The sequence below is a fragment of the Paenibacillus sp. W2I17 genome (assembly GCF_030815985.1).
Taxonomy (GTDB): domain Bacteria; phylum Bacillota; class Bacilli; order Paenibacillales; family Paenibacillaceae; genus Paenibacillus.
Genome location: NZ_JAUSXM010000001.1, coordinates 2,496,312 through 2,521,559, shown reverse-complemented (window position 1 = coordinate 2,521,559; position 25,248 = coordinate 2,496,312). Strand labels below are relative to the sequence as shown.

General features: G+C 47.1%; 23 protein-coding genes. 13 read left to right on the top strand and 10 right to left on the bottom strand.

Annotated elements, in window-relative coordinates; genetic code table 11:
- Positions 1 to 43: 43 nt before the first annotated feature.
- The 4 genes from QF041_RS11010 to QF041_RS10995 all read left to right on the top strand — a co-directional run bounded on the left by QF041_RS11010 (position 44) and on the right by QF041_RS10995 (position 2,848).
- A complete protein-coding gene (locus QF041_RS11010) occupies positions 44 to 1,396 on the top strand; it encodes a hemolysin family protein (protein WP_307414058.1) in 1,353 nt (450 codons plus the stop codon).
- 278 nt (positions 1,397 to 1,674) lie between these two features.
- The gene (locus tag QF041_RS11005; protein WP_017689526.1) at positions 1,675 to 1,914 is read left to right on the top strand and encodes a spore coat associated protein CotJA; all 240 of its coding nucleotides are present in this window, start codon (positions 1,675 to 1,677) and stop codon (positions 1,912 to 1,914) included.
- Positions 1,904 to 2,179: a spore coat protein CotJB gene (locus tag QF041_RS11000; protein WP_036669913.1), complete on the top strand. Its 276-nt coding sequence runs from the start codon at positions 1,904 to 1,906 to the stop codon at positions 2,177 to 2,179. The genes QF041_RS11005 and QF041_RS11000 overlap by 11 nt, the downstream gene beginning before the upstream one ends.
- A 99-nt stretch (positions 2,180 to 2,278) precedes the next feature.
- Positions 2,279 to 2,848, top strand: coding sequence for a manganese catalase family protein (locus QF041_RS10995; RefSeq protein ID WP_036669914.1), 570 nt, complete (start codon positions 2,279 to 2,281; stop codon positions 2,846 to 2,848).
- Between the two features lie 197 nt (positions 2,849 to 3,045).
- Here the strand turns inward: QF041_RS10995 and QF041_RS10990 are convergent, their stop codons facing one another.
- The 4 genes from QF041_RS10990 to QF041_RS10975 form a co-directional block, all read right to left on the bottom strand.
- On the bottom strand, positions 3,046 to 4,038 hold the full coding sequence (locus tag QF041_RS10990; RefSeq protein ID WP_307414056.1) for a 3-oxoacyl-[acyl-carrier-protein] synthase III C-terminal domain-containing protein: 993 nt from the start codon (positions 4,036 to 4,038) through the stop codon (positions 3,046 to 3,048).
- Positions 4,039 to 4,092: 54 nt separating this feature from the next.
- Positions 4,093 to 4,443, bottom strand: a complete 351-nt coding sequence (locus QF041_RS10985; RefSeq protein ID WP_124113814.1) for a hypothetical protein — start codon at positions 4,441 to 4,443, stop codon at positions 4,093 to 4,095.
- 186 nt (positions 4,444 to 4,629) lie between these two features.
- A complete protein-coding gene (locus QF041_RS10980; RefSeq protein ID WP_017689521.1) occupies positions 4,630 to 4,998 on the bottom strand; it encodes a carboxymuconolactone decarboxylase family protein in 369 nt (122 codons plus the stop codon).
- A 12-nt stretch (positions 4,999 to 5,010) separates the two neighbouring features.
- Positions 5,011 to 6,642: a thiamine pyrophosphate-binding protein gene (locus tag QF041_RS10975; RefSeq protein WP_307414053.1), complete on the bottom strand. Its 1,632-nt coding sequence runs from the start codon at positions 6,640 to 6,642 to the stop codon at positions 5,011 to 5,013.
- A gap of 411 nt (positions 6,643 to 7,053) precedes the next feature.
- On the opposite strand from QF041_RS10975, the gene QF041_RS10970 reads away from it, so the two are divergent.
- Positions 7,054 to 8,025, top strand: a complete 972-nt coding sequence (locus tag QF041_RS10970) for a Gfo/Idh/MocA family protein (protein WP_307414052.1) — start codon at positions 7,054 to 7,056, stop codon at positions 8,023 to 8,025.
- Between the two features lie 178 nt (positions 8,026 to 8,203).
- Here the strand turns inward: QF041_RS10970 and QF041_RS10965 are convergent, their stop codons facing one another.
- Complete coding sequence (locus QF041_RS10965; protein ID WP_307414050.1) at positions 8,204 to 9,025, bottom strand: methyl-accepting chemotaxis protein; 822 nt, start codon at positions 9,023 to 9,025, stop codon at positions 8,204 to 8,206.
- A 31-nt stretch (positions 9,026 to 9,056) separates the two neighbouring features.
- Positions 9,057 to 9,923 (bottom strand): CHASE3 domain-containing protein, encoded by an 867-nt coding sequence (locus QF041_RS10960; RefSeq protein WP_307414048.1) that lies wholly within the window; start codon positions 9,921 to 9,923, stop codon positions 9,057 to 9,059.
- A gap of 294 nt (positions 9,924 to 10,217) precedes the next feature.
- Here QF041_RS10960 and QF041_RS10955 point away from each other — a divergent pair, with 294 nt between their 5' ends.
- The 8 genes from QF041_RS10955 (at position 10,218) to QF041_RS10920 (ending at position 20,218) form a co-directional block, all read left to right on the top strand.
- Entirely contained in the window at positions 10,218 to 10,904 is a 687-nt protein-coding gene (locus QF041_RS10955; protein ID WP_307414047.1) for an HAD family hydrolase, read from the top strand.
- Positions 10,905 to 11,109: 205 nt separating this feature from the next.
- Positions 11,110 to 12,000 (top strand): carbohydrate ABC transporter permease, encoded by an 891-nt coding sequence (locus QF041_RS10950; RefSeq protein ID WP_307414045.1) that lies wholly within the window; start codon positions 11,110 to 11,112, stop codon positions 11,998 to 12,000.
- A 22-nt stretch (positions 12,001 to 12,022) separates the two neighbouring features.
- Positions 12,023 to 12,892 carry a carbohydrate ABC transporter permease gene (locus QF041_RS10945; protein ID WP_307416948.1) on the top strand — a complete coding sequence of 290 codons (870 nt, stop codon included), beginning with the start codon at positions 12,023 to 12,025 and terminating at the stop codon, positions 12,890 to 12,892.
- A 104-nt stretch (positions 12,893 to 12,996) separates the two neighbouring features.
- Entirely contained in the window at positions 12,997 to 14,748 is a 1,752-nt protein-coding gene (locus QF041_RS10940) for a sensor histidine kinase (protein WP_307414044.1), read from the top strand.
- Between the two features lie 11 nt (positions 14,749 to 14,759).
- Positions 14,760 to 16,364 (top strand): helix-turn-helix domain-containing protein, encoded by a 1,605-nt coding sequence (locus QF041_RS10935; RefSeq protein ID WP_307414042.1) that lies wholly within the window; start codon positions 14,760 to 14,762, stop codon positions 16,362 to 16,364.
- 133 nt (positions 16,365 to 16,497) lie between these two features.
- The gene (locus QF041_RS10930; protein ID WP_307414041.1) at positions 16,498 to 17,895 is read left to right on the top strand and encodes an ABC transporter substrate-binding protein; all 1,398 of its coding nucleotides are present in this window, start codon (positions 16,498 to 16,500) and stop codon (positions 17,893 to 17,895) included.
- A gap of 68 nt (positions 17,896 to 17,963) precedes the next feature.
- Entirely contained in the window at positions 17,964 to 18,299 is a 336-nt protein-coding gene (locus tag QF041_RS10925) for a cupin domain-containing protein (protein WP_036669940.1), read from the top strand.
- Complete coding sequence (locus QF041_RS10920; protein WP_307414039.1) at positions 18,296 to 20,218, top strand: alginate lyase family protein; 1,923 nt, start codon at positions 18,296 to 18,298, stop codon at positions 20,216 to 20,218. Before QF041_RS10925 ends, QF041_RS10920 begins: the two co-directional genes overlap by 4 nt.
- A gap of 66 nt (positions 20,219 to 20,284) precedes the next feature.
- On the opposite strand, the gene QF041_RS10915 is transcribed toward QF041_RS10920, so the two are convergent.
- The 4 genes from QF041_RS10915 to QF041_RS10900 are packed head-to-tail and all read right to left on the bottom strand — an operon-like array spanning position 20,285 to position 25,229.
- Positions 20,285 to 21,463, bottom strand: coding sequence for a YheC/YheD family endospore coat-associated protein (locus tag QF041_RS10915; RefSeq protein ID WP_307414038.1), 1,179 nt, complete (start codon positions 21,461 to 21,463; stop codon positions 20,285 to 20,287).
- A gap of 35 nt (positions 21,464 to 21,498) precedes the next feature.
- A complete protein-coding gene (locus QF041_RS10910; RefSeq protein ID WP_307414036.1) occupies positions 21,499 to 22,605 on the bottom strand; it encodes a YheC/YheD family endospore coat-associated protein in 1,107 nt (368 codons plus the stop codon).
- Positions 22,605 to 23,978, bottom strand: a complete 1,374-nt coding sequence (locus tag QF041_RS10905; RefSeq protein ID WP_036609869.1) for a YheC/YheD family endospore coat-associated protein — start codon at positions 23,976 to 23,978, stop codon at positions 22,605 to 22,607. Before QF041_RS10905 ends, QF041_RS10910 begins: the two co-directional genes overlap by 1 nt.
- A gap of 60 nt (positions 23,979 to 24,038) precedes the next feature.
- Positions 24,039 to 25,229, bottom strand: coding sequence for a YheC/YheD family endospore coat-associated protein (locus tag QF041_RS10900; protein ID WP_307414033.1), 1,191 nt, complete (start codon positions 25,227 to 25,229; stop codon positions 24,039 to 24,041).
- Positions 25,230 to 25,248 lie beyond the last annotated feature (19 nt).

Below are 25,248 nucleotides of genomic sequence, written 5' to 3'. Positions count from 1 at the left end.
TCCAGGTGTATTCCTGAAATAGATAGAAAAGGGGAGTTTCAACTTGGATATTCATACCGAATTTCATCTTGGACAACTGGTATTTAATCTGGTCTGTGTCTTTTTGCTCGTATTTTTGAATGGCGTATTTGTCGCAGCGGAATTTTCCCTTGTGAAAGTAAGGCAAACGCGCTTAACTCAATTGCAGAGTGAAGGAAACCGTTTTGCTGGTTATGCACTGAAGGTGAATAGTAAACTGGATTCCTATCTATCGGCAACTCAGTTCGGGATTACGCTGACATCACTTGGACTCGGGTGGCTGGGAGAACCAGCCATCTCCGAATTGCTCGTTGAGCCACTCATGTTTAAACTTGGTGTAGGAGATACAGGGCTTATTTCGACCGTGTCGGTCATTATCGGTTTTTGTATCATTACGTTTCTGCATATTGTGCTGGGTGAGCTTGCACCTAAATCGTTAGCTATTCAAAAAACAGACGGTGTGGCATTGTTCTTATCTGCGCCCTTGCTGTTGTTCTACAAAATCTTCTTCCCGTTCATCTGGGTACTGAATGTATCGGCCAATGCATTGCTGCGTCTGGCAGGTATCGAACCTGCCAGTGAAGGAGAAGCTCACTCGGAAGATGAACTTCGAATTCTGATGAAGCAGAGTGCCAAAAGTGGTGTCATCGATAAAGATGAGATCAAACTGATGGACAACATCTTTGATTTCTCCGATATGTTGGCACGTGAAGTGATGCTGCCACGTACAGACATGGATTGTCTATACACGCATATGTCTTTGGAAGAGAACCTGGAGATCATTAATGCAACCAAACATTCCCGGTATCCCGTAGCAGTAGAAGACAAGGATGAGATCATTGGATTCATACACATCACCGATCTGTTGCTGGCTAAACCGGAGCAACAACATGATCTGGCTTCACTTGTCCGTCCAATCTTAAACGTTCCTGAATCCATGGAAATCAGCCATGTGCTGCGTCTGATGCAGAAGAAACATTCTCAGATGACGCTGGTTGTGGATGAATATGGCGGCACAGCTGGATTGTTGACTGCGGAAGAAATTCTGGAAGAGATCGTTGGAGATTTGTATGACGAATTTGAGGATGAGCGTCCGCATATGGAACGCAGTGGTGATTCGTTTTCCATTGATGGTCGTTCGCTTATTGAAGAAGTTCATAAGTGGACCGGAGCCATCATTGAGGATGAAGAAGTGGATACCATTGGCGGATGGCTGTTTAAAGAGCTTGGAGGTAGTCCAGCCAAGGGCAAAACTCGGGAGCTGAATGGATACGTCTTTGAAGTGGAGGAGTCCACTCGTTTGCGAATTACCCGGGTTCGAGTATACAAGCAATCTGTTCCTCAAGACATGAATTCGGAAGAAAAACCAGTAGAATAGAACTCGTTGCAGGAGCAAGATAAGACGAGCAAAAGTATGAAATGACGCAGATTACGAGAATCTGCCAGGATATAAGACCTTTGGAAGTTACCTGAAAGGGGAACGAACCGAAGGTCTTTTTTTATTTTAAAGAAGAATTTGGAGAACTTCTGCACATAGTTGAAACGAATTTGGGATTAACTTGGGGGACAGCGTCATATGGTTATAGAGACGGGAAACTGGAAGGACCTCAGTGATATTCAGTTGCACCAACGATGTATTATAGGAGGCGTTGTTCTGTGAAAGATCCGCAACTTCGTGCTTACGCCCCTTTTGTGGGGCCGTTTGATCCTTGTCCGCCAGTAGAGATTCGGACGTATCTGGTACCTCCGCAATTATTTATTCCATTTCAGCCTATGGGCTGGCCACAGTACAGTCCGGCTGAAGCATTAAGGGTGGGGACGTTATGGCCTGCATTATACAGCCCTTATACACCAGCAAGATCGAAGGGAAGGAAGGTGGATGTGGATGGAACCTGAAGGAGCAAAAGCGTGCGATACCCAATACTATGAGCTGCTGGAGGAGCTTCAGGCTCTGGATTTTGTATTAGTGGAGCTGAATCTGTACCTGGACACCCATCCTGGGGATTATCAAAGCATAGAGCAATATAACAAATTCACGCAAGAACGTACGCGGGTGGCGCAGGAGTTTCAACAATTGTATGGACCACTGATGAACTTTGGTCATGCCTTCTCCAAGTATCCGTGGGAATGGTCTCAGACGCCCTGGCCATGGCAAGTGTGATACATCAGCCTCAGGCTTCCTTGCACGGACTTTAGGGACAGGAAGCCCGAGGGTTAGAAGAAGGGCTGTATTTTAATAACGTAGAGGGAGGCGTCTTACATGTGGGTGTATGAGAAAAAACTGCAATATCCCGTTAGGGTTAGTAAATGTGATCCTCGTATGGCGAAACTGCTGATGGAACAATATGGCGGTGCCGATGGGGAGTTGGCCGCTGCCCTTCGATATCTGAATCAGCGGTATACGATTCCAGACAAGATTATCGGTCTGTTGACGGATATTGCTACAGAGGAATTTTCTCATCTGGAGATGATTGCCACCATGATCTACAAGTTAACCAAGGACGCGTCGGTGGATCAATTGGAAGAAGCGGGACTTGGGCCGAACTATGCTCAACGCGATTCTGCCTTGTTTTATACCAATTCCTCCGGTGTTCCCTTTACAGCTGCCTACATTGCTGCAAAGGGTGATCCGATTGCGGATCTGTACGAGGACATTGCAGCAGAAGAGAAAGCCCGGGCTACATATCAATGGTTGATCGACCTGACCGATGACGTGGATCTGCAGGATAGTCTGAAGTTTCTAAGGGAGCGGGAGATTGTGCATTCCTTACGTTTCCGGGAGGCTGTAGAGATCCTGAAAGACGATCGGGAGACAAAGAAGATTTTCTGAACGTTTTTGGTATAAAGCAGAAGTCTGGCAGTCCGGTAGGGCTGCTTTTTGCTTTGAGTTATTAAAGCCCGAAGCAGTGTACGTGGTGTATTGAGGATTGCTTTCAAATAAAAAGACGATCCTTTTTGAATTTAAAATAAAAGGGATCGTCCTGGTTATTATTTTGGTGAATAAAGATAATTTTGGCGAAGTAAGGCCTAGTATTCTACCACCATGGCAACATTTTGCCACCCGGCTCCAACGGTCCAGAACAACACTTTGTCACCGCGCTGAATCTGACCGCTTGTAACCGCCCGATGCAATGCAATGAATGGACTGCTGGTTGAGGTATATCCGAATTCATCGCCAATGTAGACGGCAATATCACCAGCAATGCCGACGTTCTCGGATACAGCCCGAATGTTACTAATGGATAGCTGGGAGAAGCAGGCGGCTTTGATCTCGTCTGGTCTAATCTCGTTGCGATTCAGCAACGTACGAATGGACTCTGAAGCGGCATCCACACAGATGGAATCATCAAATGGGATGAATTTCACATGAAAGGCACCCGCATCTACACCCGTTTTGCCCAGTTTTGCCAAGCCTTGTGCAGGAAAAAGAGAATTACCATACACACAGGTATCCGTCTGATAGATGGAATCAATGAAACCGACAGCCTGTTCATCCCGCTCTACAATAACCGCCGCTCCTGCATCACCGAAATTGGCGAAGTATACGGGATCATCGGGACTGGCGTGAGGAGCCACGTAATCGGAGCCGATGATTAATGCCCGGCGAATTCGAGGATTGCCCAGCATCTGCCGGCTAACCTGTTCGAAAGCAGCAGTCATGCCTGCACAGTTCGCGTTACTGTCAATACAGATCGTGTGAGAAGCTCCGTTAATCAGGCGATGAATCATCAAGGAATTCGTAGGAAAGATGTATTCTGGCGTTTGGCTTGCATAAGCAATCAGATCAATATCTGCACCGGTGAGTCCGGTTTTTTCCAGTAGGTTACTGGCTGCCTCATAGGCCATGCTTAGTGAATTTTCGTCATCGTTGTCAATTTTATAACGTGTATCACGACCAAGTGCCTGTAACAATCCACGAATATCTACACCTCTTGCATCAAAATGTTCAATATAAAAATCATTGTGCACCTTGGTTGCTGGATGATAGATATCGATATCTACAATACGAATTCCGGCCATCTTCATTCTCCTCTTGAGCGGAAGGGTGAATTCACAGCTTGTCCGCCTGGTTTATTAAGTGGTAACGGTAGATATGATTTCGAGATTGTCCAGACCGACTGACCGGCCGAGCCGGGACAATTGCATTTTTAGAATCGCGTTGTTCTCGAGGGTCAACACGACTTTTTTATATTCATCTTTTTTGAACAATTGGAGGCAGCCTTCCAGAAGAGGAACAATCTCCGGAGCAGTAACATTCAACTTTTTGCAATCGATGTTCAGGTCATACTCCTTGGTGTTAATAGGAGCGATCGTATCCTGGTAGGCCGAGATGGAACGCAAACCGTCTTCTTGAGAGAAAGAACCCTCCAGTTCAATGTTTAACACCTTGTTTGGAACGTCAGTCTTCAGAATGAAATTTCCCATGTTTGATCTCTCTCCTTTAAATGAGTTAAGGCTATCCTGCTAATGGATACGCAGCCCATTGGGCCTCTGCCGAAAGCTTCTAAGATGCGAGCTGGTTCGAAGGATAATTTAACCATATTATAAAGGTAGGAATGTAAAAAGATCAATAAAAAAGTCGAATCATGTATAAAAATGTAGAAAAGTGAATTACTGTATTTCGTCCAAGGTGGCAAGCAAAATATTAAATGCACTTATAATGCGTGGAGCACCCACACATGGCGCCAGATGTAGCAATATTCCCTTGAGCTGATCCACCGTCACTCCCACGCTTAGAGCCATCGTGTAATGTACGCCCAATTGTTCATACTGTCCTTGGGTGATCAACGAAGAGATGATAGCAACTTCCTTCCATTGATCCGTAATCGTGGTGCGCTGAAAAATATCCCCGTACGCCGTCCCCATAATAAATTCCGACAATTCGGGAAAATGTTCTTTGATGGGTGCGAGAGCTCTTGCGCCGTACTCACCAGAAAGTTTAGCAAAACGGTCCAGTCCCTGAGCTACATGTTCACTCATGATCTACTCCTCCTAATTCAAAGTTACGGTGCGGTGAGCCGTGGGTGGAATTTCATCTCGATCGGTCAGAAGCTCAATGACAGTCACCTGATTCAACGTTTGGGCTGTGCTCAGCGCAGATGAGAATTCTTCATGTGTCTCTGCCCGGAAAGCGACAGCTCCCAGAGATTCGGCGAATTTGGCTGCATCCATGGGAACCTCAAATAAGGTGCCATCGATCCTGCCTGTTGTTTTTTCCATTCCTTTGAGAGCCATGTCCAGTTGTTTGTTGTTAACGACAATGAAAATGACGTTCAGATTGTTGCATACCGCGGTATTGATCTCCGTCCCCAGCATCATGAAACATCCATCCCCGGTGATACATACAACGGTCTCTTCAGGTGAAGCGGCCTTTGCACCTATCGCCATACCAATGGCGTTCCCCATGCAGGCAAAGTAAGCGTCAAACACAAAGCTGCCTGGTTTCTTGACTTTATATCGCTGAACCGCATGAAATCCATGGCTGCCATCATCAACAAACAGCTTATGATCGTACGGAAGCAGATCGCTCATTCCATTTAGCACAGAAGCCAGAGACAGTTGGGGGAGATCTGGTAAAGGGACAGTGTAATCCATGGGTGCCTTTGTTCTCACAGGAGTAGGGAGGTCTTCTAATGTGCCCAGCAAATATTGCAGGTTGTCCTTCAAATCACCGGTGATATGTAAGGTTTGAGCGCTCAGAATCTTTCCTACAAATGTAGGATCAGCGTCAAATTGAATGAGGTATGCCGGGTGATGATCAGGCTTCAGATTGCAGAGGGTCATGTCACTCAGACGTGAACCGAGTACGATATAAAGGTCACTTTGGTTCAACATGTCGTCTGCATGCGGGAAACCTCCAACACCACAAGGTCCATGGTACAGGGGATGGTCCCACGCAATCGCTCCTTTTCCACCAGGAGTAGTAATGACGGGAATGTTGAACGATTCGGCCAATTGAAGCAATTCATCATGGGCTCTGGCCCGACTTACACCTTTACCAGCAATAATTAAAGGGCGGTTGGATTGTTGAATGAGAGGAAGAATGCGATTCAGGTTAGATACGCTAAGCAGAGGTTCCGGTTCGGGAATGACAATCCGGCATTGGGATAACAACTCGGTCTGTACGTCAAAAGGAATACAGAGGTGAACAGGGCCTTTATTAGGGCCGAGTGCAATGGAAAGGGCATGGTTCAGCAGTGTGCCGAAGTGATCTCCACGCTCAACCAGTTTGCTGAATAGCGTAGCAGGTCTGAACATCTCGGCCAGATCAGCCAGATAGGAAGAAGAATCCTGACACTGGGGGAGCCCCAGTTCCTGAATGGATTGATGACCCGTAATAAACAGTACAGGCAGATTGTTGGCCTTTGCATGAGCTGCTGCAGTAAGCAGATTGGTTCCGCCTGGGCCGGATGTGGCAAAGGCAACGCCGAGTTTACCTGTCTGTAATGCATAACCGGATGCGGCAAAACCTGAGCTGGATTCATGACGGCCTGGAATGAACTCTAATCCGTAATCCACCATTTTCAGTACAGCAGGACAGATGGATTTACCAATAATACCAAAGACATGAGTAACGCCTAGATTACGCAGAGTTTCTGCCAAATAGTCCGCAACTGTTCTCATGCGGGACACCTCGCTTCATGAAATAAGTTATTAGAACCATACGCATATTCCATTTATTGAATGCAAGTTACAGTCTAAGGTTGTAAGAGGAAATATTCATTGTTATTAGGAAGAGTATCTTTTTTTGTGGTTTTTTGTCAACCTGTTTTTGTGAGTCTAAATTCCTGATTCTTAAGTTGGTAACGCTTTAAGTGTTGCTGGATAAAGTAAAAATAATTGGTTATATATCCCTGCAACGAATTACCCAATCTTTACGAAGTTACAAATAATGTAAAAATATGACTAACAATGATGAATTTCAGTCTCTAATAGCGACTTCAAAGCTAGAGATTTATCTTTTTTCGTATCAACGCATCGCATTCGCAATTCTTTGCTTTCTGCTATACTGGAAAGGAATTGGGAGGGGATGGAATGACAGTCATCAAGATGGCTCTGATTGGGCTGGGTAAAATGGGATTACATATGGTTCATCTAATCGAGAATACCAAGATGGAAACGGAGATTGAGATTGTAGCGGTGTGTGATGCGAATGAGGAAGGTTTGGCGTCTTTTGCAGCTTCTCATCAGGGAGTTAGGACGTATACGGATTACAAGCAAATGATGAATGAACATCAGATTGATCTGCTGTATATTGCAGTTCCGCCGAAATTTCATTATCAGGTTGTCATGGAAGCGCTGGAGCGCAAAATTCACGTATTCTGCGAGAAACCGCTTGCCAATAGTGTAGAAGAAGCCAAAAAGATGCTGGATGCAGCAGAGCAGGCGGGCGTTGTTCATGCCATCCACTTCTCTATGCCGCATGAACCTTCCGTACTGAAGTTGCAAGAGATGATTGAGCAGGGTACTGTGGGGGCAATTCGCAAAATAGATCTCATTTTGCAATTCCCGCAGTGGCCACGATCTTGGCAACAGAATGCATGGATTACGAGCCGGGAACAGGGTGGATTTATTCTTGAAGTGGGGATTCACTGGGTTCATATGATTCAAAAGGTGTTTGGTGCCATCCGGGTAGTGAACACTCAGGTTCAATATCCTGAGAATGGAGACTGTGAACTAGAAGTACAGGCTGCAATGGAACTGGAAGACGGAACCCGAATTCAGCTAAACGGCATCTCTCAATTTGCGGGGGAAGAACGTGTATCCATGGTGGTGTACGGTACAAAAGGCACGATTGCTCTGGAAAATTGGGAAGATTTGAAGACGGGTCTGGTGGGGCAGTCACTGTCTCCAGTGGAAGTGCTTGAATCCGCCAGTGAATTGCCGGTTCTTAAACATGTCATTGCCCGTATACAGGGCAAACCAGCTAAGATATATGATTTTAACGATGGGTATCAGGCACAATTGATACTGGAAGCGCTACGGAACACGGAACAATCAGGATAAGAAAAGGAGGGTCAGGTTTTTTCATTTCGAAGTACCTGCCGTACCTCTAAATGTATCAGCTCTCCTTAATACCAAGAAGCATCGCAGTGGCATAGGTGTGCCTGTCTGCGATGCTTCTTTCCTTTGTGTTGACGCAGGATAGAGTTATATAGACATTTTATCAGTATGTTGATTCAGGTCACGCCAGCTTGAATCGCTTAACCAGCTGATCAAGTGCATCGGACATTTCATTCAACTGCTTGGACGTGTCAGACATTTCCTGCAGAGAAGCAAGTTGTTCCTCCGTCATCGCAGATACTTCTTCCGTGGCTGATGCAGTATCTTCCACAACAGCCGATACTTCATTAATGGACTTCATCACAGCCTCACTACCGGAAGTTAACTCCTCGACAACAGCAGAGACCTCCAGAACTTCACCACTGAGGTTATGAATATGCTGAGTAATGGTTGAAAAAGCATTACCTGCATCCTCAATGGTCCGCAACCCTTCATTCACATGTAGCGTGCTCTCATCAACCACCTGGACCGTACTTTGAACACCTGCTACCACGGTTTCCAATATACTTGTAATCTCTTTGGCTGATGTTGCACTTTGGTCTGCGAGATTACGGATTTCCGCGGCAACGACAGCGAAGCCGCGTCCATTTTCCCCAGCGCGGGCAGCTTCAATTCCGGCGTTAAGTGCAAGCAGATTGGTTTGTCTCGCAATACCCGACATTGAATCTGCAATGTTGATCACTTGATCAGACATCTTCGAAATTTCATTAATGGCTTCCTGTACAGAGAGGAAGGATTGCTCAATGGAACTCATTTTACCTACAGCATTATCAATGCGCTGTTGCCCATCCACAGCAATGGATTCGGTACGAACTGCACGGCCTGCCACATCACTTGCCGAGGAGGCGACACGATTAAGCCCGTTGAGGGATTGCTGCATCGCAGCTACCATGGTTTGCGTAAGAGCAACCTGTTCATCAGCGCCTTCAGCGACACGTTCCATGGCAGTGGCAACTTCTTTTCCTGCAAGATGGCTATCGGCAAACCCCTTTATCTAATCGATCCGAAGCTGTGCTCAGAATCATGGCATTGCTCTGAATGTCCAGCATCATTTGCTGCAAACCAGTGAGCATTGTATTGGCTGCCTCCGCGAGTTCACGAGTTTCGTCTTTCATTGGCGTAGCGATTCTCAGTGTCAGGTCACCATTGGAAGAACCGATGTCATTTAATGCCTGCTTTACGGTACGAATGTTTCTAACAATGGCACGTGACAGGACCAAAGCAGTGATGAAGGAGATAATGGCCACAACGATAAGTGCCCCATACAGTTCCAGGTTCAGTAGTGTGTTTTTTTGCTTCAGTGCTTCTGTACGGTTATCGGTTAACGTATGCTCGTTGGTTCGAAACGTATCGAGAGCAGTCCGAATCTGGTCCATGTCTCTTTTACCTGGATCATCTGCGAAAAAATCTCGAATGGCCTGTGTATTATTTGCTTGGCGAAGGGCGACCATAGGTTCACCAGCGACCTGGACCCAGTTCTCCATATTAGTATGTATGTCTTCCAAAAGTGCAAGTTGAGCCGGATTATCCGAAATTAAAGCAGCAAGTTCATCTCTGAGTGTAATAAGTTGCGCTTTTCCTTGGGTGTAGGGATCGAGATAATTGTCCTGACCAGTGATGATGTAACCGCGTTGACCTGTTTCCATATCTACCATGTTTCTTTCGAGTTCATAGGTTAGGGCGTGTACTCTCATATCGTGATCGACCAGAAAATCCAGTTCCCGTTGGAGCTGACTTGTGCTGTTCTGAATCAGCAGGATGCAACCAGCCAGTACAGCCAGTACGAGTAAGTATCCTAATCCGATCTTATAAAAAATCTTAAAGGTCTTACGCTTTTTCATGTTTGTTATTCCTCTCTATGGGGTATATGTAGTTGTCGAAAAAACCGAAAATGTGATAATTGTAGGTCTTTAGATTAGGTGTCTAAAGCACTATTTTTTAGTATTATACGTAAAGAAACTTCTTTTGTATATAGTTTGTTTAACTACAATATAACGTTTGGTTGATGAAGTATAAGGTTGGGGTTGATGATGTTTTACAATCGTTGGTTTACACGTTCAAACGTTATGTTTATCATGGGAAGGGAACGACTCCAATTACATATACAATATCCCAATCCGAAAGGAACATTGGACATGAATAAAGAGAAGGTATTGCTCAAACCGGAAGCGATGATTTTTGACATGGATGGTACGCTGTTCCAGACAGAGACCCTGTTGTTGCCAGCTTACCAGCAACTATTTGATACATTGCGTGCCGAAGGGCACTTTGAAGGAGAAACTCCACCCGAGGAACGGATGCTGGGAAGTTTGGGCATGTTGCTCGAAGATATATGGAAAGTGGTTATGCCTGAGGCGTCGGAAGCGGCACATCGCCGTGCAGACGAACTGTTGCTTCAACTGGAGATTGAGGGGCTTGATCAAGGAAGTTCTCAATTGTATCCTGGGGTGAAAGAAACGCTGCAAACATTAAAACAACAAGGAGTACGTCTTTTTGTCGCAAGTAATGGGCTGGAGGACTATGTGAAGGGTGTGGCGTTTGCACACGAGATTATGCCTTTCTTTGAAGGGGTATACAGTGCAGGCCAGTACAAGACTCCTTCCAAGATTAATCTGGTGCAGATCCTGCTTGAGAAACATCGTATTCAGGACGCATGGATGGTAGGGGATCGCTCTTCTGATGTGGAAGCGGGTAAAATGAACGGTCAGGCGGTCATCGGCTGTGCCTATGCCGGGTTCGGACGTGATGAGGAGCTTGCAGGCTCAGATGTGCTCATCTCTGATTTCACAGAACTGCTGCGCCTGTATGATGAAGCAGAGTAGCCTCTACGCTGTATACGTATACTGAGATTTAAGATTACGAACCACATGATATGAACCTGTAGACTCAACGGAAATTCGTTGAATACAGGTTTTTTTGTTTGGTCATGCAGTCACATTCTCCCCTGTAGAAAGTTGATTTCCCTATCCCGCTTTCCTTCATATTCCCTCTATACTTCATTCAAAAGCTATAGGGGGTCCGATTCTGGTGAAACCATCCAAAATACATGCCTATATATTCATCTTTCCAAGTCTTTTTTTAACTCTTGTATTCGGGATCTATCCGCTGTTATGGGCGCTGCGTTACATGTTCTATGATTATCAAGGCATCGGGACGCCTGTCTTCATCGGGCTTGATAATTTTGGGCGCATTTTGCGTGACGGGCAATTCTGGGATTCTGTAGGCAACACGGGTGTGTATGCCCTGGGCAAACTCGTCGTTACAATTCCACTGTCGTTAACTCTGGCGATTATTCTGAATCGCAAATGGAGAGGGCGATCCCTCTTTAGGGCGATCTATTATCTTCCTACTATTTTTAGCGCTTCGGTCATGGCGATTGTATTTTTTATTATTTTCAACTCCTATAACGGAATATTGAACCAATTGCTGCTTAAGTATCATGTGATCTCCGAATCCATTAGCTGGCTGGGGGCTGAACATGCCATGTTAACAACCATCATCATCGCCATCTGGGGGGCTGTGGGCAACTATATGTTGTTGTTCATTGCGGGTCTTCAGAGCATTCCTGAAGAGCTTTATGAGGCGGCATCGCTGGATGGAGCGAGTGAGTTTCAGAAACTGCGGAATGTAACGATTCCGTTGCTGGGTCCTGTCTTGCAGATGATCATCATGCTGGCAATTACCACGGCGCTGAAAGGTTACGAGAGTATTATGGTGCTGACCGAAGGGGGGCCATATGGCAAAACAGAGGTGATGTATCTGTATTTGTTCAAACTGTTGTTTCCCGTGTCGGCTGACACACAATCACTCCAGCAGCTCGGTTATGGCAGTGCAGTCGGTTTCACAACGGCTCTCATCGTAGGGGCTGTGACGCTCATTTATTTCCGGATATCCAAAAAGCTCAATGATGTCTATTAATCCCATTCAGGAGGAAACGATGATGACTCAAAACGTACTTGCACCCTCAGGGTCTCCCCAACTCATTCGCTGGACCAAACGAACGGTACTTTGGTTGTTTTTGATCGCAATCGCTCTGCTGTCGCTGTTCCCCATCATACTTGTATTGCTCGGTTCCTTCAAAACAAACCAGGAATTGACCGGAGGAGCTACCATCTGGCCGAAGATTTGGCAGTTCTCCAACTATGCTCAGGCTTGGAAAACCGCCAATTTTTCGGGTTTTACGATGAACAGCGTGTTTGTTAGCATCAGTACAACAGTTGGCACGTTGCTGGTAGCTTCGATGTCAGCCTACGCTGTGGATCGAGTGAATTTCAAAGGGAAAAAGGGGTACACCCTGCTCATGGCATCTACTCTGTTTATTTCCATAGGCGCAGTTGTGCTGCGTCCGCAATTTGACCTCATGGTGAAGCTTGGGCTGAATACCACGTTGTGGGGCGTTATTATTATATTGATCAGCGCACACGCTGCCACATACTTTATTCTGATTGGTTTCTTCAAGAGCATTCCGCGCGAACTGGATGAAGCGGCGATGATTGATGGCTGTAATTTCTTCACCACATACTGGCGAATTATTCTTCCGCTCCTGCGGCCCGGACTCGCCGTTGCAGGTCTGGGTGTATTCCAGAGTTCATGGAATGAATATATTCTTCCTTTTGTGTTCACCATGAGCAATCCGGACTTGCAGACTTTGCCGGTTGGGCTGGCTAATCTGCGATATGGCATCGGAGCTGCGGCTGAGGTCCAACTGATGATGGGCGGAGCCTGTCTGTCCATTTTGCCGCTGCTCATCGTTTATATTTTTGCCAACAAATCATTCATGCAGGTGACCTTGGGAGCTGTGAAAGGATAGGCGTGAGCACAATCATGGAAACGGTTTTACGGGTAATTCCACTGTGCTATACTCATTTTAATTCACAGCGGACGGACCAAGCCGTGTTCAAGGAGCGAGCGCCGATGATGTTCGACTTTTATAAAATGTCCCTGAAAAAAAGAATACAGCTGCTGTACATTTTTCTCGTTGTCTTGTGCATCAGTGTGACTGGGATATGCTCTTATCTCTTTGCTGCACGAAGCATTGAGCAGAATGCACTTGAACTGAAACAAAGCATTCTGAACAAATCAGTGCAGGTTATGGATGAACATCTAAGGCACATTGTTGTATCCTCTTTTTCTTTTATGCTCAATGAAGCATTCACCCAGGTCATGAAGGACGTGGGAAAAAATAAAACATCTCATTATTATCAGAATCTCTCGCTGCTGCAAACATCGTTTGCTCAATTGAAGCTCGTAGAGCCGCTGATTGATACCGCATATCTGACAACACCCATCGGTGATTTTTTCTCGACCAAAGATTTTCCGAATCGCAGTAACTCGTTCGACAGGGAATACGGACGCTACGTGAAGCTGCAAGGCTGGAATACGATGTGGTTTGGTTCACATCAGAGTGAGTTGTTCCAATCTCAAGGAAATGTATTATCTCTATTGCTCAAACCCATTGTGATCGATAATCATACCTATTCGAATGTATATATGGTCGTCAATATGAAGGAAGAGGCGATGCGAGACATTCTGACGCAGGATCTCATGAATAACCAGATTCAACTGTTTTTGCTGCACAAAAACGGAAATGAAGTCATTCGGCCCAGGTCCCGAAATTACGATTTCATTATGGAGCCTGACTTTACCCAACAGTTTAGCCGTGACGATGCTGGGGATTTCACCTACAGGAACGATCAGGGGGAGGACATGCTTGTTAACTATTCGGCATTGTCGATGAACGAGGATTGGGTCATGGTAAGTGTCCAGTCCAAGGCTGACTTGTTGTCCCCCCTACAAAAGATACGCTGGCTGATCATCCTGATTATGTTGTTTTGCATTTTGCTCGCACTCGGGTTGTCCAGGCTGCTGGCCTCCGCTCTGCTGAAGCCACTGAACAAACTGCGACGCCTGATGGTTGAGGTGGAGTCCAATGATCTGGATGTACGGTTTCGCAGCAAGTATGACGATGAAGTCAGCGCTGTAGGGCATCGTTTCAATCGGATGTTGGACCAGATTCAGATTCTGTTTGAAGAAGTACGTACAACGGAACAAGACAAACGGCGGTTTGAAGTCAAGGCGCTTCAGGCGCAGGTTGATCCTCATTTCCTCTACAATACGCTGAATACGATGTTCTGGAAAAGTGAGAGCGGAGAGAAGAAGGATGTAAGTGAGATGATCGTCTCCTTATCCTTATTATTCCGTCTGGGACTGAATGATGGGAAAGACATCACCAGTGTGGAGCAGGAGATCAAACATGTCGAACAATACATGCAGCTTCAGCAAAAATGTTATGAGGATCTGTTCGTTTATCGGATTGAGGTGGGGGATCCCTCTTGTTACGCTGTTGATATTTTAAAAATATTGCTTCAGCCCTTGGTCGAGAATTCCATCCTGCATGGATTCAATGACAAAGAAGATTTGGGCGTTATCATCATCCGCATTGATCGTCAGGGTGACACACTACGGCTGGAGGTGGCTGACAATGGATGTGGGATGGATGTAGCCAGCATCTATGCTGAGGATGCTCCTGACGGGGGACGCAGAGGTTATGCCTTATCCAATCTCCATGGCAGATTAAGCCTGCACTACGGGGATATGGCCTCGATTGTGTTTCATAGCAGTACAGATGTAGGAACAACGGTTGTTATCACGATTCCGATCACCTGAGGAGGGGCAGTATGGACCAATTGACGATGTGTATTATGGATGATATCCAGGCAGTTGTAAAGGGCATATCTTCAACTATTCCGTGGGAAGATCATCAGGTTCGGATTGTAGGCACGGCGGGCAATGGAGAGCGCGGTTGGTCCTTGTTGCTGGAGCAGCAACCCGACATCGTGATTAGTGATATCAGGATGCCCAAGTTGAGCGGGCTGGAGCTAATGAAGCGGGCAATGGATGCCGGACTGCGAGCCAAATTCATTTTCATCAGTGGTTATTCGGATTTCCAATATGCACAGGAGGCCATCAAGCTTGGTGCATCCGATTATTTGCTCAAACCGTTTACCCCTGAAGAAATACTCGGTGCGGTGTTGAAGGTAAGACAGGTGATTAAGGAAGAGCAGGCACAGTGCAAACAGTTGGAACAGTTGGAGCAGAAGGTGGAGAGCAGCAGTCAGTACGAGCGTCACAGCTATCTACTGGGCTTGTTGCGTCATGAAATCGGGGGCTTCCTGAATGAAAGTCGATGGAACGAGCTGCATATTGATCTCGATTCATCCAATCTTCTCGTCATGGTCATCGAGGTGGATGGTTATACGCGATATGGTTACACGATGCATCTGGATGCCGAAATCGTTCCTTTTGCGGTCCAAAATATTGTGGGAGAAACCATAAGCCGCTATACCAAGGGCGTTGTTTTACGGGAAAACCGATACCGGCTTGCAGCCATATTTAACACACCAAGCCAGATCGACGTCTCCGAGCTAATGGAGCAATGTCGCCAAAATGTGGAGCGATTCAGCAAAAAAACAGTCTCGATTGGTGTTGGTACGATTGCCCACAGACCACAGGAAATCTGGACGTCCTACGCACATGCAGATCAGGCGATATCCTATCGTTTTTACAGTGAAGGAAATTGCATCCTCCAGTATGCTGAACTGGAGAATCAGGCATGTGTGGCCCCGGTATATCCTTTGGAGAAGGAGAAAGAGCTCTTTTATGCACTGAAATGTGGTAATGAGAGCACCTGTCACCGCATCATTGATGAAATTCTCGAAGAATGGCAGGTTTCCGAAGGTTTTCCCGAGCCGCTCACGATGATTCGTTTGCTGTCTGGACTGGCTTTTGCCATCTACCGTGCCTTTTGTGATGAGATTACAGCAGAGGAACGCTTGCGTCTGGAGGCCGACCTGACAGTGCTTGAGGCGATGCGCTCCTTGACGTTTGAGGGCTGGAGGGGATATATCAAACATTTTAGCAGTATGGGTTGCGAGATTATGGACAAAAAACGACTCACCGATGTCAAACAGGCGATTAGCAAAGCACAGGAATATATCAGTCTGAATCTTGCAGAAAATCTGACGCTGCATGCCTGTGCACAATCCGTGCATTTAAGTCCGAGTTACTTTGCCAATGCCTTCAAAAAGGAAACGGGCATAACGCCGATTCAATATATTACTAAGATGAGGATGGAAAAGGCCAAAGAGTTGCTGGTTGCAGGTGTACAGGTGCAAGAGATCTGCCAGAGGCTGGGTTATGAGGACAGGCCTTATTTCAGCGGTTTGTTCAAGAAATATTGCGGCATGACGCCAACCTGCTTCCGGCAAATGTATGAGAATTGAAACCGATACGGATCGTCATTTTTCCCACCATGCAAAGTCAGAATGTCCCTCACCTCCATGAAAGCGTAGCGATTATCATTACGTTAACGGATAACCAAACGGGTTGTCCAGACAAGCATAAGGGGGCATATCAATGGTTAAAAAGTGGATGGTGACTACGCTAAGTGCATTGCTGGCGCTAAGTTTGGCAGGTTGTTCTGCTGACAGTGGTACTTCGGCAAATAGCGAATCGGGGACCAGCGGGGAGAATGCCGGAGGGAAAACCAAAATCATATATTGGACACCGGACCGCCATGATGCTGATTTTATGAAATCCAAGATCGATGAGTTCAACCAGACGAACAAGGACAACATTGAAGTGGAGATGACCGTGATGGGGGACAACTATCCACAGGCGGTTGATATTGCTTTTGCCAGTAAGCAGGCACCCGATGTGCTGCAAGTTAATGATTTTCAGACGTATTATCAGAAGGGGTATCTCGCCCCGATCGATGGATACATGAGTGATGAGATGAAGGCCGTATTTAAAGACAGCTTGATTGAAAATAAAAACACGATTGATGGAAAAATATATTCCCTCCCCAATACAGGGCAGGTCTGGCGGCTTGTGTATAATAAGGATATTTTCAAAAAGGCAGGGATCGAGAGTCCGCCAAAAACGTTGGCTGAGATGGTTGCGGATGCCAAAAAAATTACCGAAGTTGGTAAAAGTGAAGGAATCTATGGTTTTGCCAGCCCGTTCAAGAGCAGCAGCGGCTTCTGGAGAGCAGCCAACACGATTGCAGGTGCAAGCAATAATGTTGGTATTGATGGTTACAACTACAAGACAGGCCAATTTGATTTTGGGATGTACAAGGATATCGCAATGGCGCTTCGTCAGATGAATCAGGATGGCAGCATGTTGCCAGGGGTAGAAAGTCTGGACATCGATCCGCTCAGAGCCCAGTTTGCTCAAGGCAAAATCGGAATGTACATTAACCACTCTGGTGAACCAGGTGTATATAAAGATCAGTTTCCTACAAAAGAAAATTGGGCAGCCGCTCCTGTACCAACTAATGATGGAACGATCAAGGGCGCTTCGCAAGTCATCGGGGGCTCCTACATCGGCATCAACGCAGATTCTGCCAACAAGGAAGCGGCATGGAAGTTTATGGCGTATGTGTACAGCACAGATCTTCAGAGTGAGTATTACGAAAAAGGATACGGAATCTCACTGATTCCTGCTGTACTAAGCTCTGACAAAAAACCAAGCATTCCGGGTATTGAAGGTTTCCTGCCCAAACGATATGATGCCATTTTCCCGGCAAATCCAAGTGTGGTAACCGAGAGTTCACTGGAAGGCACCAAATGGAGTGAGGCTTTTTCAATCTTTGTATTCACGGGTGGCGATCTCGATGCTGTGATCAAGGATCTGGATACAAGATACAATGCAGCTCTGGAGAAAACCAAAGCGGCAGGGCTGACCAACATAACTGCTGATCCGTCGTTTGATTCTTCCAAACTTCAGGGTAAATTGTCCACAGAAGACTAATAAACGTTCATAGCGGCCGTGGTTTAACTACTTCGGTCGCTTATTCACAAGGAAAGGGGAAAAGCAAAATGATTATTAATCATGCGTCTATCGATGCACATATCGTGAACGAAACGAGTTCCCGGAAGATCTTGGGTATGGGCGGTACATTAATGATGGTGGAGGTTACCTTTGCTAAAGGTGGTATTGGAGAAGTTCACTCCCATGATGCGCACGAGCAGGTCAGCTATATCGTCAAAGGCAGCTTTGAGGTACAGGTCGGTGAAGAAACTCGCATCTTAAAAGCAGGGGACAGCTTTTATGCCGGTTTTAACGTCCCGCATGGGGTCAAGGCACTGGAGGACTCCGTCATTTTGGATGTGTTTACCCCGTTCCGTCAGGATTTCCTTGAGGCATCCCAATGAGCGATTTTTACCTTTCGGCAACGGATCTGCAACGGGCTGCCCAATATTATGAAAAACATTTTCCGGAAGAAGCCCGAAATTCGCTCACGATTGCCAATCGTGCCATCCTGAATGAATTTATCGTTCCTTATACCAACGATCTGAATCGCTGGATTCCGATGGGGACACCCGTGGACTGGCTTCACAACCCGACCAATGATCTGGAGTTCACATGGGGCATCAATCGACACTGGCATATGCTCGATCTGGGCAAGGCGTATCTGATGAAGGGCAATCCGCTATATGTGACAGCATTTATTGACCACTTCCGTAGCTGGAGACAGCAAAACCCGGTACCTGTAAATCTGGTTTATGAAGAGGCCGTGTTCTTTCAAAAACCCGGTCCGTGGCGTCTGCTGGAGACGGGACTACGTGTGCAGTCCTGGATATCGGCATATAAATATATGGAAGCGAGTTCACTGATAGACGAAGGCTTTCAGGCGGAGTTTCGACAAGGTCTGGACGAGCACGCCGAGTTTTTGACCCGTTACCTCGGCAGCACGGAGATCAATCATGCCATTATGCATATGCAAGGGTTGTTCATGATCGCTACGTTCTACCACCAGCACCCGCGAAGTCCATACTGGCGACAAGTGGCGATGGAACGTCTTGAGCTGTGTTTGCTGCATCAGTTGGGTGAAGAGGGAATACAGGTTGAACTGACAACACATTACCACAATGCCAGCATCGAGATGTTTGGCACCCCTTATCGGTTGGGCGAGATATCAGGACATCCTTTCTCGGCATGGTATGCCCGCTGTCTGCGCCAAATGGCTGCGTTCACCGAGGCGCTGATCCGACCAGATCATCAGTCTACCGGTATTGGTGATTCGGATTGGGTTGGCGATGGACGACAACGACTGACCCTGCTTGGAGCGATCCTGGACGATGATGATTTGATGGCTCGCGGAACGGATAGCTCGGAGTGTCTCTGGTTGCTGGGTGTGGAGAAATATGAGCGATGCCTCAGACTACAGGCTTCTTCTTCTCCGGCTTTGTCGAGCCGTGCTTTTCCGCAGACAGGATATTATGTCATGAGGGACAAGTATCAATATCTTTTTTTTGATGTGGCTGCCATGGGCGGAGCACACGGACATGCGGATGCGCTGAATGTGGAGTGGATGTGGAAGAACCAGCTTTTCTTCACGGACACCGGACGTTATACGTATGAAGAAGGGAAATGGCGTCGGTATTTCAAAAGTACGCGGGCGCACAATACCGTCACGGTGGATGGTCTGGATCAGACACCTTATCTCTCCACACAGCAATGGGGTGAACCGGAGGCTCAGGCCACAACGTTACGTTGGGAGAGCAATGACAGCTATCACTTCATTGATGCTTCGCAGGATGGATATACGCATTTGTCAGATCCAGTTACACATCGTCGGTGGATGCTGGCAGGGGTGGAGATTCCTATACTACTAATTGTGGATTGGCTGGAGGCAGAAGCAGAGCATACTCTGGAGCAACGTTTTCACCTGCATCCGCAAGCGGATATTGCGTTGAGGATCAATGAAGCTGGAGAAATGACGGCGGATATGAGCTATGAGGCATCTTCTATAACGCTGACGATGCATTGGGTTACGGCAGGCATAGGGAAGGGAGCCTTCGCGTTGACGGAGCAGCCCGGCTGGGTATCTGAGGTGTATGGTTCCAAGTCGGAAACATCGGTCATCCAGGGCAAGACTGATTTCTCGGGTAAAGTGGGTATTCTGACGTTGTGCCTGCCCGCGGATCATACAGACCAGGTTACACGTGTTACCACATGCCAACTGGAACCTGACCTGATGAGATTGGCATTATCTTATGTGCAAGGTGAGGAAAAAGGGTATATTGTGATTGACAACGACACGCTGCAATGGACGAAAGAACAGAAATAAAAAACAGTGAAGCAGGGGCAGATGCTCGCACTTGGCGAACATACACTCCTGCTTTGTCTTATCCATTCATTTGACTTTCCTTTTTCTTTTTACTCTGGCGGATTTTTGCGAAGCGGGCCTAGGAATGGCTGGCTTTCTGGACGTTCCGGGAGGTCTGTTGCGATATACCCATAAGGCGTACTCCAGCGGTTGAGTGATGGCTTTATAATAGATATCCCGCTCCCCGATGCGAGCGAATACTTCACGCGCAGGTTTGGGATTAACTTCAAGCAGGTAGATACGTCCGCTTCTGTCAATCGCCAAATCCAGTGCCAGCTCACACAGGTCCCCATACGTATCTTCCAGAAACGAAGCAACATCAATGCCAAACGTTTCTGCAGTTGTGTTAATTTCTGCCCGGAGGTCGTCATCTTCGATCCATTGCTTCATGAGTCGGTTCATCGCTATTGCCTGACCGCCGCCATGCAGATTGGAGGTCACGCTTTTTTCTGCACCCATGCGTCCAGCACATCCAGTAAGCTCCCATTGTCCTTCAGCGTTCTTCTGAACGAGCATGCGATAATCATGCACACGTCCATTCGGAAGCTGAAGTTGAATGCCCTTTTGTACAAGATACTTGTCTTTCATGTTCCAGTGCTGGAGCAACGCGCCAAGTCGTGATAAATGAACTTTACGTGGAGTGATGATACGACGCTTCTGATCCCGCCCCTGAACAAGCACTGTATTAGCCTCGCTACTGCTGCGTTCAATGCGCAGAATACCACGTCCGCCTGTTCCATTAATGGGTTTGAGATAGACCAGAGAAGAAACTTTGAGCATCCGGTTTACATCGGACATATCCTGAAATAGAGCGGTTTCCGGCAGGTGTTCACGAAAGTTTGCTTTTTGTAAAAGGGTCTGGTGGATAGTCCATTTATTGCGCAGTGGCCTGTTCAGAAAGAGCAGATGCCCATATTTCTCACGAAAAGCAAGCAATTGCTGGAACCTTCGGTTACGCTGAATCCGGCAACGATCAAAGATCAGGTCCGGGAATGATCGCCACTCCCTGGACCAGCCTTTTCCCTCATGAAAAACCATGGCTTCAATTTGTTTGCCGCCGGGGTGTACGTCGGCTGGTGTGAATACATAGATATCGAGTCCCCGCTTGCGCCCTTCAAGAATCATTCTCCGATAAACGCTTCGTTCTTCAAGAGCGCGATGTTCATTTAAGTACAACGTCATAATGCCCAGAACAGGTGAGGACACAAACAATCACCTTCTTTTTGCAGTATTCCTGTCTATCATCGTTTGGACTGACGGGCAAGATAAGCGCTGTAGTGAAATATACGTTCCAATGACCGCCTTCTGATCTGTGGTTCATCAAACTTCATGGGCTTTGCATTGGCTTCGAAGAACCAGAGTTCCCCCAGGTCATCAATGCCCAGATCCATGGACATTTCTCCGAGCGTATAACCTGATCCCCGTTCTACCTGTCTTGCGATCGTTAATGAAGTGGATTTCACACGTTTCATCAGGGTTGTTGACATTTCTTCGCCAAAAAGTTCGGTCAGCAGCTTCTCAGGGTCTTCTACGCTCCCGCCGCGCGGCACATGCGTTGTAATGCTGCGGGAGCCTGCAAGTCTCGCTCCTACACCGGTTACGCTCCATTGGCCCTTGGTGTTCTTTTGTACAAGAACACGCAAATCGAAGGGGCGTTTACGAGAGGATGCCAATTCAATGCCTTGTTGCATGATATAGGGCGTAAGTCCGGTTTCTTTGCGAATTCGTGCCCATAACTTGGCAAGTGTAGCTGCTTTATAGGTCGTGCTTTTACGTGTGGTTTGTATTTTGAGTCGGTAGGGAAGTCGTTCTTTTTCCTGGAATTTAAGCATCATGATTCCTTTGCCAGCTTTGCCGCTCTCGGGCTTAAGGTACAGATAGGGATACGCCCGTAGAACGGCACCCAGAGAAGAAGCACTTCGCATCCGCCGAGTATAAGGGATCAGTTGCTGAGTCGATTTGGACTTCTTAAGCCATTCGAACAGATCCCATTTGTTGAAAAAGAATGGGTTATACAGTTCGATTCCTGATTGCATGCATTCGTCAATTTTGCGCTGAACGGAAGGTTTTCCTTCGTCTTCCCGGTTGGGAATACGATTGTACAGAACATGGGGAAGGGGGAAAGGTTGTGAAACCCACTTTCCACTCCCCTTGTTGTACGTATATCCTTTCACGGTGGGACCACTCACGTTCAGATCCCGTACAGTCACAATGTACACCACGTATCCCATGCTCTCGCCTGTTTGTAAGATATCCTGAAAATTTTGATGATTTCCCCTGAACATGCGCTGTTTATCATGCATGGTCAAAACAGCGATGACAGGTTTGAAATCATCATGAAGGCTCATCAAATTTCTTCCTTCTTCCGGAACTTGCTCAAATACAGGCAGTGTTCCAAGATGTGCTCCACCGACGATTTGCCCTCCACCCGGAGTGAAGGGTGACGGAAAATGGAGCGCCCGGGTTTGGCGTTCGCTTCGAACATCCATACATGTTCCTCCTGATCAATGCCCAGATCAAAGCCAATCTCACCAATCAGATGCTGGTGCTGGGTTTCAATCGCCTGGGCCAGTGTAATAGCGACGGATTTGGCATGCTGAAGAACTTCTCCCGCACGATCGCCGAAGTTGCGACTGAGCGCCTGCTCAGGAGTCATTAGGGAGCCGCCATTTTTGATGTGTGTTGTGACGCTGCCACGTCCTGCCTTTTTGGCTCCAATCCCGACAACAACCCATTGATTGTTACCATTTTTGTGCATGTGAAAACGGAAATCAATTGGACATTCATCAATCTCAATTAGACGTATTCCCTGCTGAACTACATATCCGCGTAGCTGTTTGCCATGTCTTCCCTGAAGCATGCGCATCAGACTGTTGAAGGACCCAAAACGCAGGAGTGCATTACCGCCTTTTTTGCGATAACGTGCGAAATATCCACGTTTGGGCGAATAAGTCAGGCGATAGATCCCGTTCCCCAGACTTCCTGCAGTAGGCTTATAGTAGACGAACTGATGGCGTTCCAACATTTCCTTCATCTGTTCAACGGAAGGGTTGGTAATCGATTCAGGGATATACCGTCCTGCTGCCGGCTCGTTCTCCAGCAACGTATAGATATCCGATTTGTTGAAGAAGCTCCAGTTGAAGAACGGAATTTTTCGGCGAACAAATCGTTCCCGCAGCTGGTTGATTGCTGGTGAGAAGTCTGAGCGTCTGCTCGGCAATCGGTTGTAGACGACATCGGGCAGAGGTACCGTTCTGCGGGTGAAGCTTCCGTTATCATTCAGGAAAAAACCCGATACAGTCTCGTTCTGCCAATTAATATCCCGAGGAGTAAATGCGTAAATGTAGGATTTACGGCTGCCTTCACGGAGTAACTGTTTGATGAAACCAGTACGGGAACCGAATGGATTCGTGCTCGTCGCAGGCCCATCAGAGAGTACGCCGATCAGTGGACCTAACTGGACCTCATCATTTTGCAAATTCCGGAGATAAATACTGCCCCGTTTGGGAACGTTCATCATATTACGGATACCTGAAGCGAGATACAGATGTTTACCTGCTTTTTTGATTGGTTTGATCGTTGCAGGTACCCGGTCACGCCCGAAGCGAAGGTGCACCGTTTTTTTGCCGGACAGGTTGAGGCTCTTCATTAAAGCGTTGGATACATAAACCACTTTATCCGGTTGCTTGGTGAAATGCAGATTGCAAAAGGTCAAACTCATGATTTATCCTCCTATCCTGAAAAGATCCTTGGGCTCCATGGCAAGCGGGCGCTGCGGGCCTCAGCCGCCGTGAATCGGGATGGGTTTCAGGCCAGCTTTGCTGGATGTATTCGGCAATTTCATTGGACGAATAACGTCCGTGAGAACATGTTGTTGCAACAGATAACGGGCATAGGCAAGCGGCCGGGTATAAGTCAGAGTATGCATGCGTCGGTCGCCCGCTTCTGCGAATGAGGTGCGGCCTGGTTTGGAGTTGACTTCAATTAGCCAGAGTTGGCCCTCTGCATCTGCTCCGAAATCAAGCCCCAATTCGGCTAACCTGCCGAAACGGCTTTCCAGCAGGGTGGGGATAAGAGTAGCAGTCTGCCGGATGCTCTTCAGCAGAGTTTCTGTGCGAATCGTTCCATATCGCTGGAGCAGATATGCGTGGGCAGGATATGCTTTACCCCCACCGTGAAGATTGGACGTGAGTGAACCTTCGGGTCCTTCCCGTACCATACATCCGGTAAGCGTCCAGCGACCTTGCCCATTCTTTTGCATTAGAGCCCGTATGTCGAATGCTCTTCCATGATGGCTAAGCTCCAGATATGGCTGTACGATCATCTTACGCTCAGCCTGATGTAATGCTAGCCAGGAAGATACAGCCTGGGTATGGTTGAATGTAAGAAAAAAGGTTTCATTGTCCTCGTTACGCCCCTCCACGATCCATGTTGATGGAGTCGTTCCCCGAGACAGGCGAAAGGTATTTTTGCCATGAGTCCCGGATACCGGTTTGAAGAACAGTCCTTTGGGCCAACGGTCCAGCCATGTTTCCCAAGGAATATGCGATCCGATCCGGGTTGTGGGAGCAAGTTGTGACCTCAATTCAGGATTTCGGGATAACACACGATGTACCTCCCATTTTCCTGGAAGGGAAGCAGACCAATAACGGTGTTGATCTGTGCCGTTGGTTGGTATCCATTCCTTAAGCTGTTGTCTGACGTACCTGGAGATAGGGCGAAGACAACGATCCATAATGAGATCGACTGCAGGAACAGGTACCGAATTCCACTTCCCTTGATGATAGACATATCCCCATTGAAGAGGGAGATGGACTGCATCATTCGATATCGGGATCACAATAATCTGAAGGGCGTATTTCATGCTCCCCGAACTGAGACGACGGCAGAAAAGTTCATCTGTAAAGGGAGGTGAGCCTTCGGTTGCACGTACCAGAATGGCCAGTGTCTTGGTCTGAGATGATGGAAACATTACGCTGCACCTCTCCTCT

Bases quoted from the DNA above. Each gene is read 5' to 3' on its own strand.
- QF041_RS11000 (WP_036669913.1), top strand. From the start codon at position 1,904: ATGGAACCTGAAGGAGCAAAAGCGTGCGATACCCAATACTATGAGCTG.
- QF041_RS10995 (WP_036669914.1), top strand. From the start codon at position 2,279: ATGTGGGTGTATGAGAAAAAACTGCAATATCCCGTTAGGGTTAGTAAA.
- QF041_RS10990 (WP_307414056.1), bottom strand. From the start codon at position 4,038: ATGGCCGGAATTCGTATTGTAGATATCGATATCTATCATCCAGCAACC.
- QF041_RS10985 (WP_124113814.1), bottom strand. From the start codon at position 4,443: ATGGGAAATTTCATTCTGAAGACTGACGTTCCAAACAAGGTGTTAAAC.
- QF041_RS10980 (WP_017689521.1), bottom strand. From the start codon at position 4,998: ATGAGTGAACATGTAGCTCAGGGACTGGACCGTTTTGCTAAACTTTCT.
- QF041_RS10975 (WP_307414053.1), bottom strand. From the start codon at position 6,642: ATGAGAACAGTTGCGGACTATTTGGCAGAAACTCTGCGTAATCTAGGC.
- QF041_RS10970 (WP_307414052.1), top strand. From the start codon at position 7,054: ATGACAGTCATCAAGATGGCTCTGATTGGGCTGGGTAAAATGGGATTA.
- QF041_RS10965 (WP_307414050.1), bottom strand. From the start codon at position 9,025: ATGGAACGTGTCGCTGAAGGCGCTGATGAACAGGTTGCTCTTACGCAA.
- QF041_RS10960 (WP_307414048.1), bottom strand. From the start codon at position 9,923: ATGAAAAAGCGTAAGACCTTTAAGATTTTTTATAAGATCGGATTAGGA.
- QF041_RS10955 (WP_307414047.1), top strand. From the start codon at position 10,218: ATGAATAAAGAGAAGGTATTGCTCAAACCGGAAGCGATGATTTTTGAC.
- QF041_RS10945 (WP_307416948.1), top strand. From the start codon at position 12,023: ATGACTCAAAACGTACTTGCACCCTCAGGGTCTCCCCAACTCATTCGC.
- QF041_RS10940 (WP_307414044.1), top strand. From the start codon at position 12,997: ATGATGTTCGACTTTTATAAAATGTCCCTGAAAAAAAGAATACAGCTG.
- QF041_RS10935 (WP_307414042.1), top strand. From the start codon at position 14,760: ATGGACCAATTGACGATGTGTATTATGGATGATATCCAGGCAGTTGTA.
- QF041_RS10930 (WP_307414041.1), top strand. From the start codon at position 16,498: ATGGTTAAAAAGTGGATGGTGACTACGCTAAGTGCATTGCTGGCGCTA.
- QF041_RS10925 (WP_036669940.1), top strand. From the start codon at position 17,964: ATGATTATTAATCATGCGTCTATCGATGCACATATCGTGAACGAAACG.
- QF041_RS10920 (WP_307414039.1), top strand. From the start codon at position 18,296: ATGAGCGATTTTTACCTTTCGGCAACGGATCTGCAACGGGCTGCCCAA.
- QF041_RS10910 (WP_307414036.1), bottom strand. From the start codon at position 22,605: ATGAGCCTTCATGATGATTTCAAACCTGTCATCGCTGTTTTGACCATG.
- QF041_RS10905 (WP_036609869.1), bottom strand. From the start codon at position 23,978: ATGAGTTTGACCTTTTGCAATCTGCATTTCACCAAGCAACCGGATAAA.
- QF041_RS10900 (WP_307414033.1), bottom strand. From the start codon at position 25,229: ATGTTTCCATCATCTCAGACCAAGACACTGGCCATTCTGGTACGTGCA.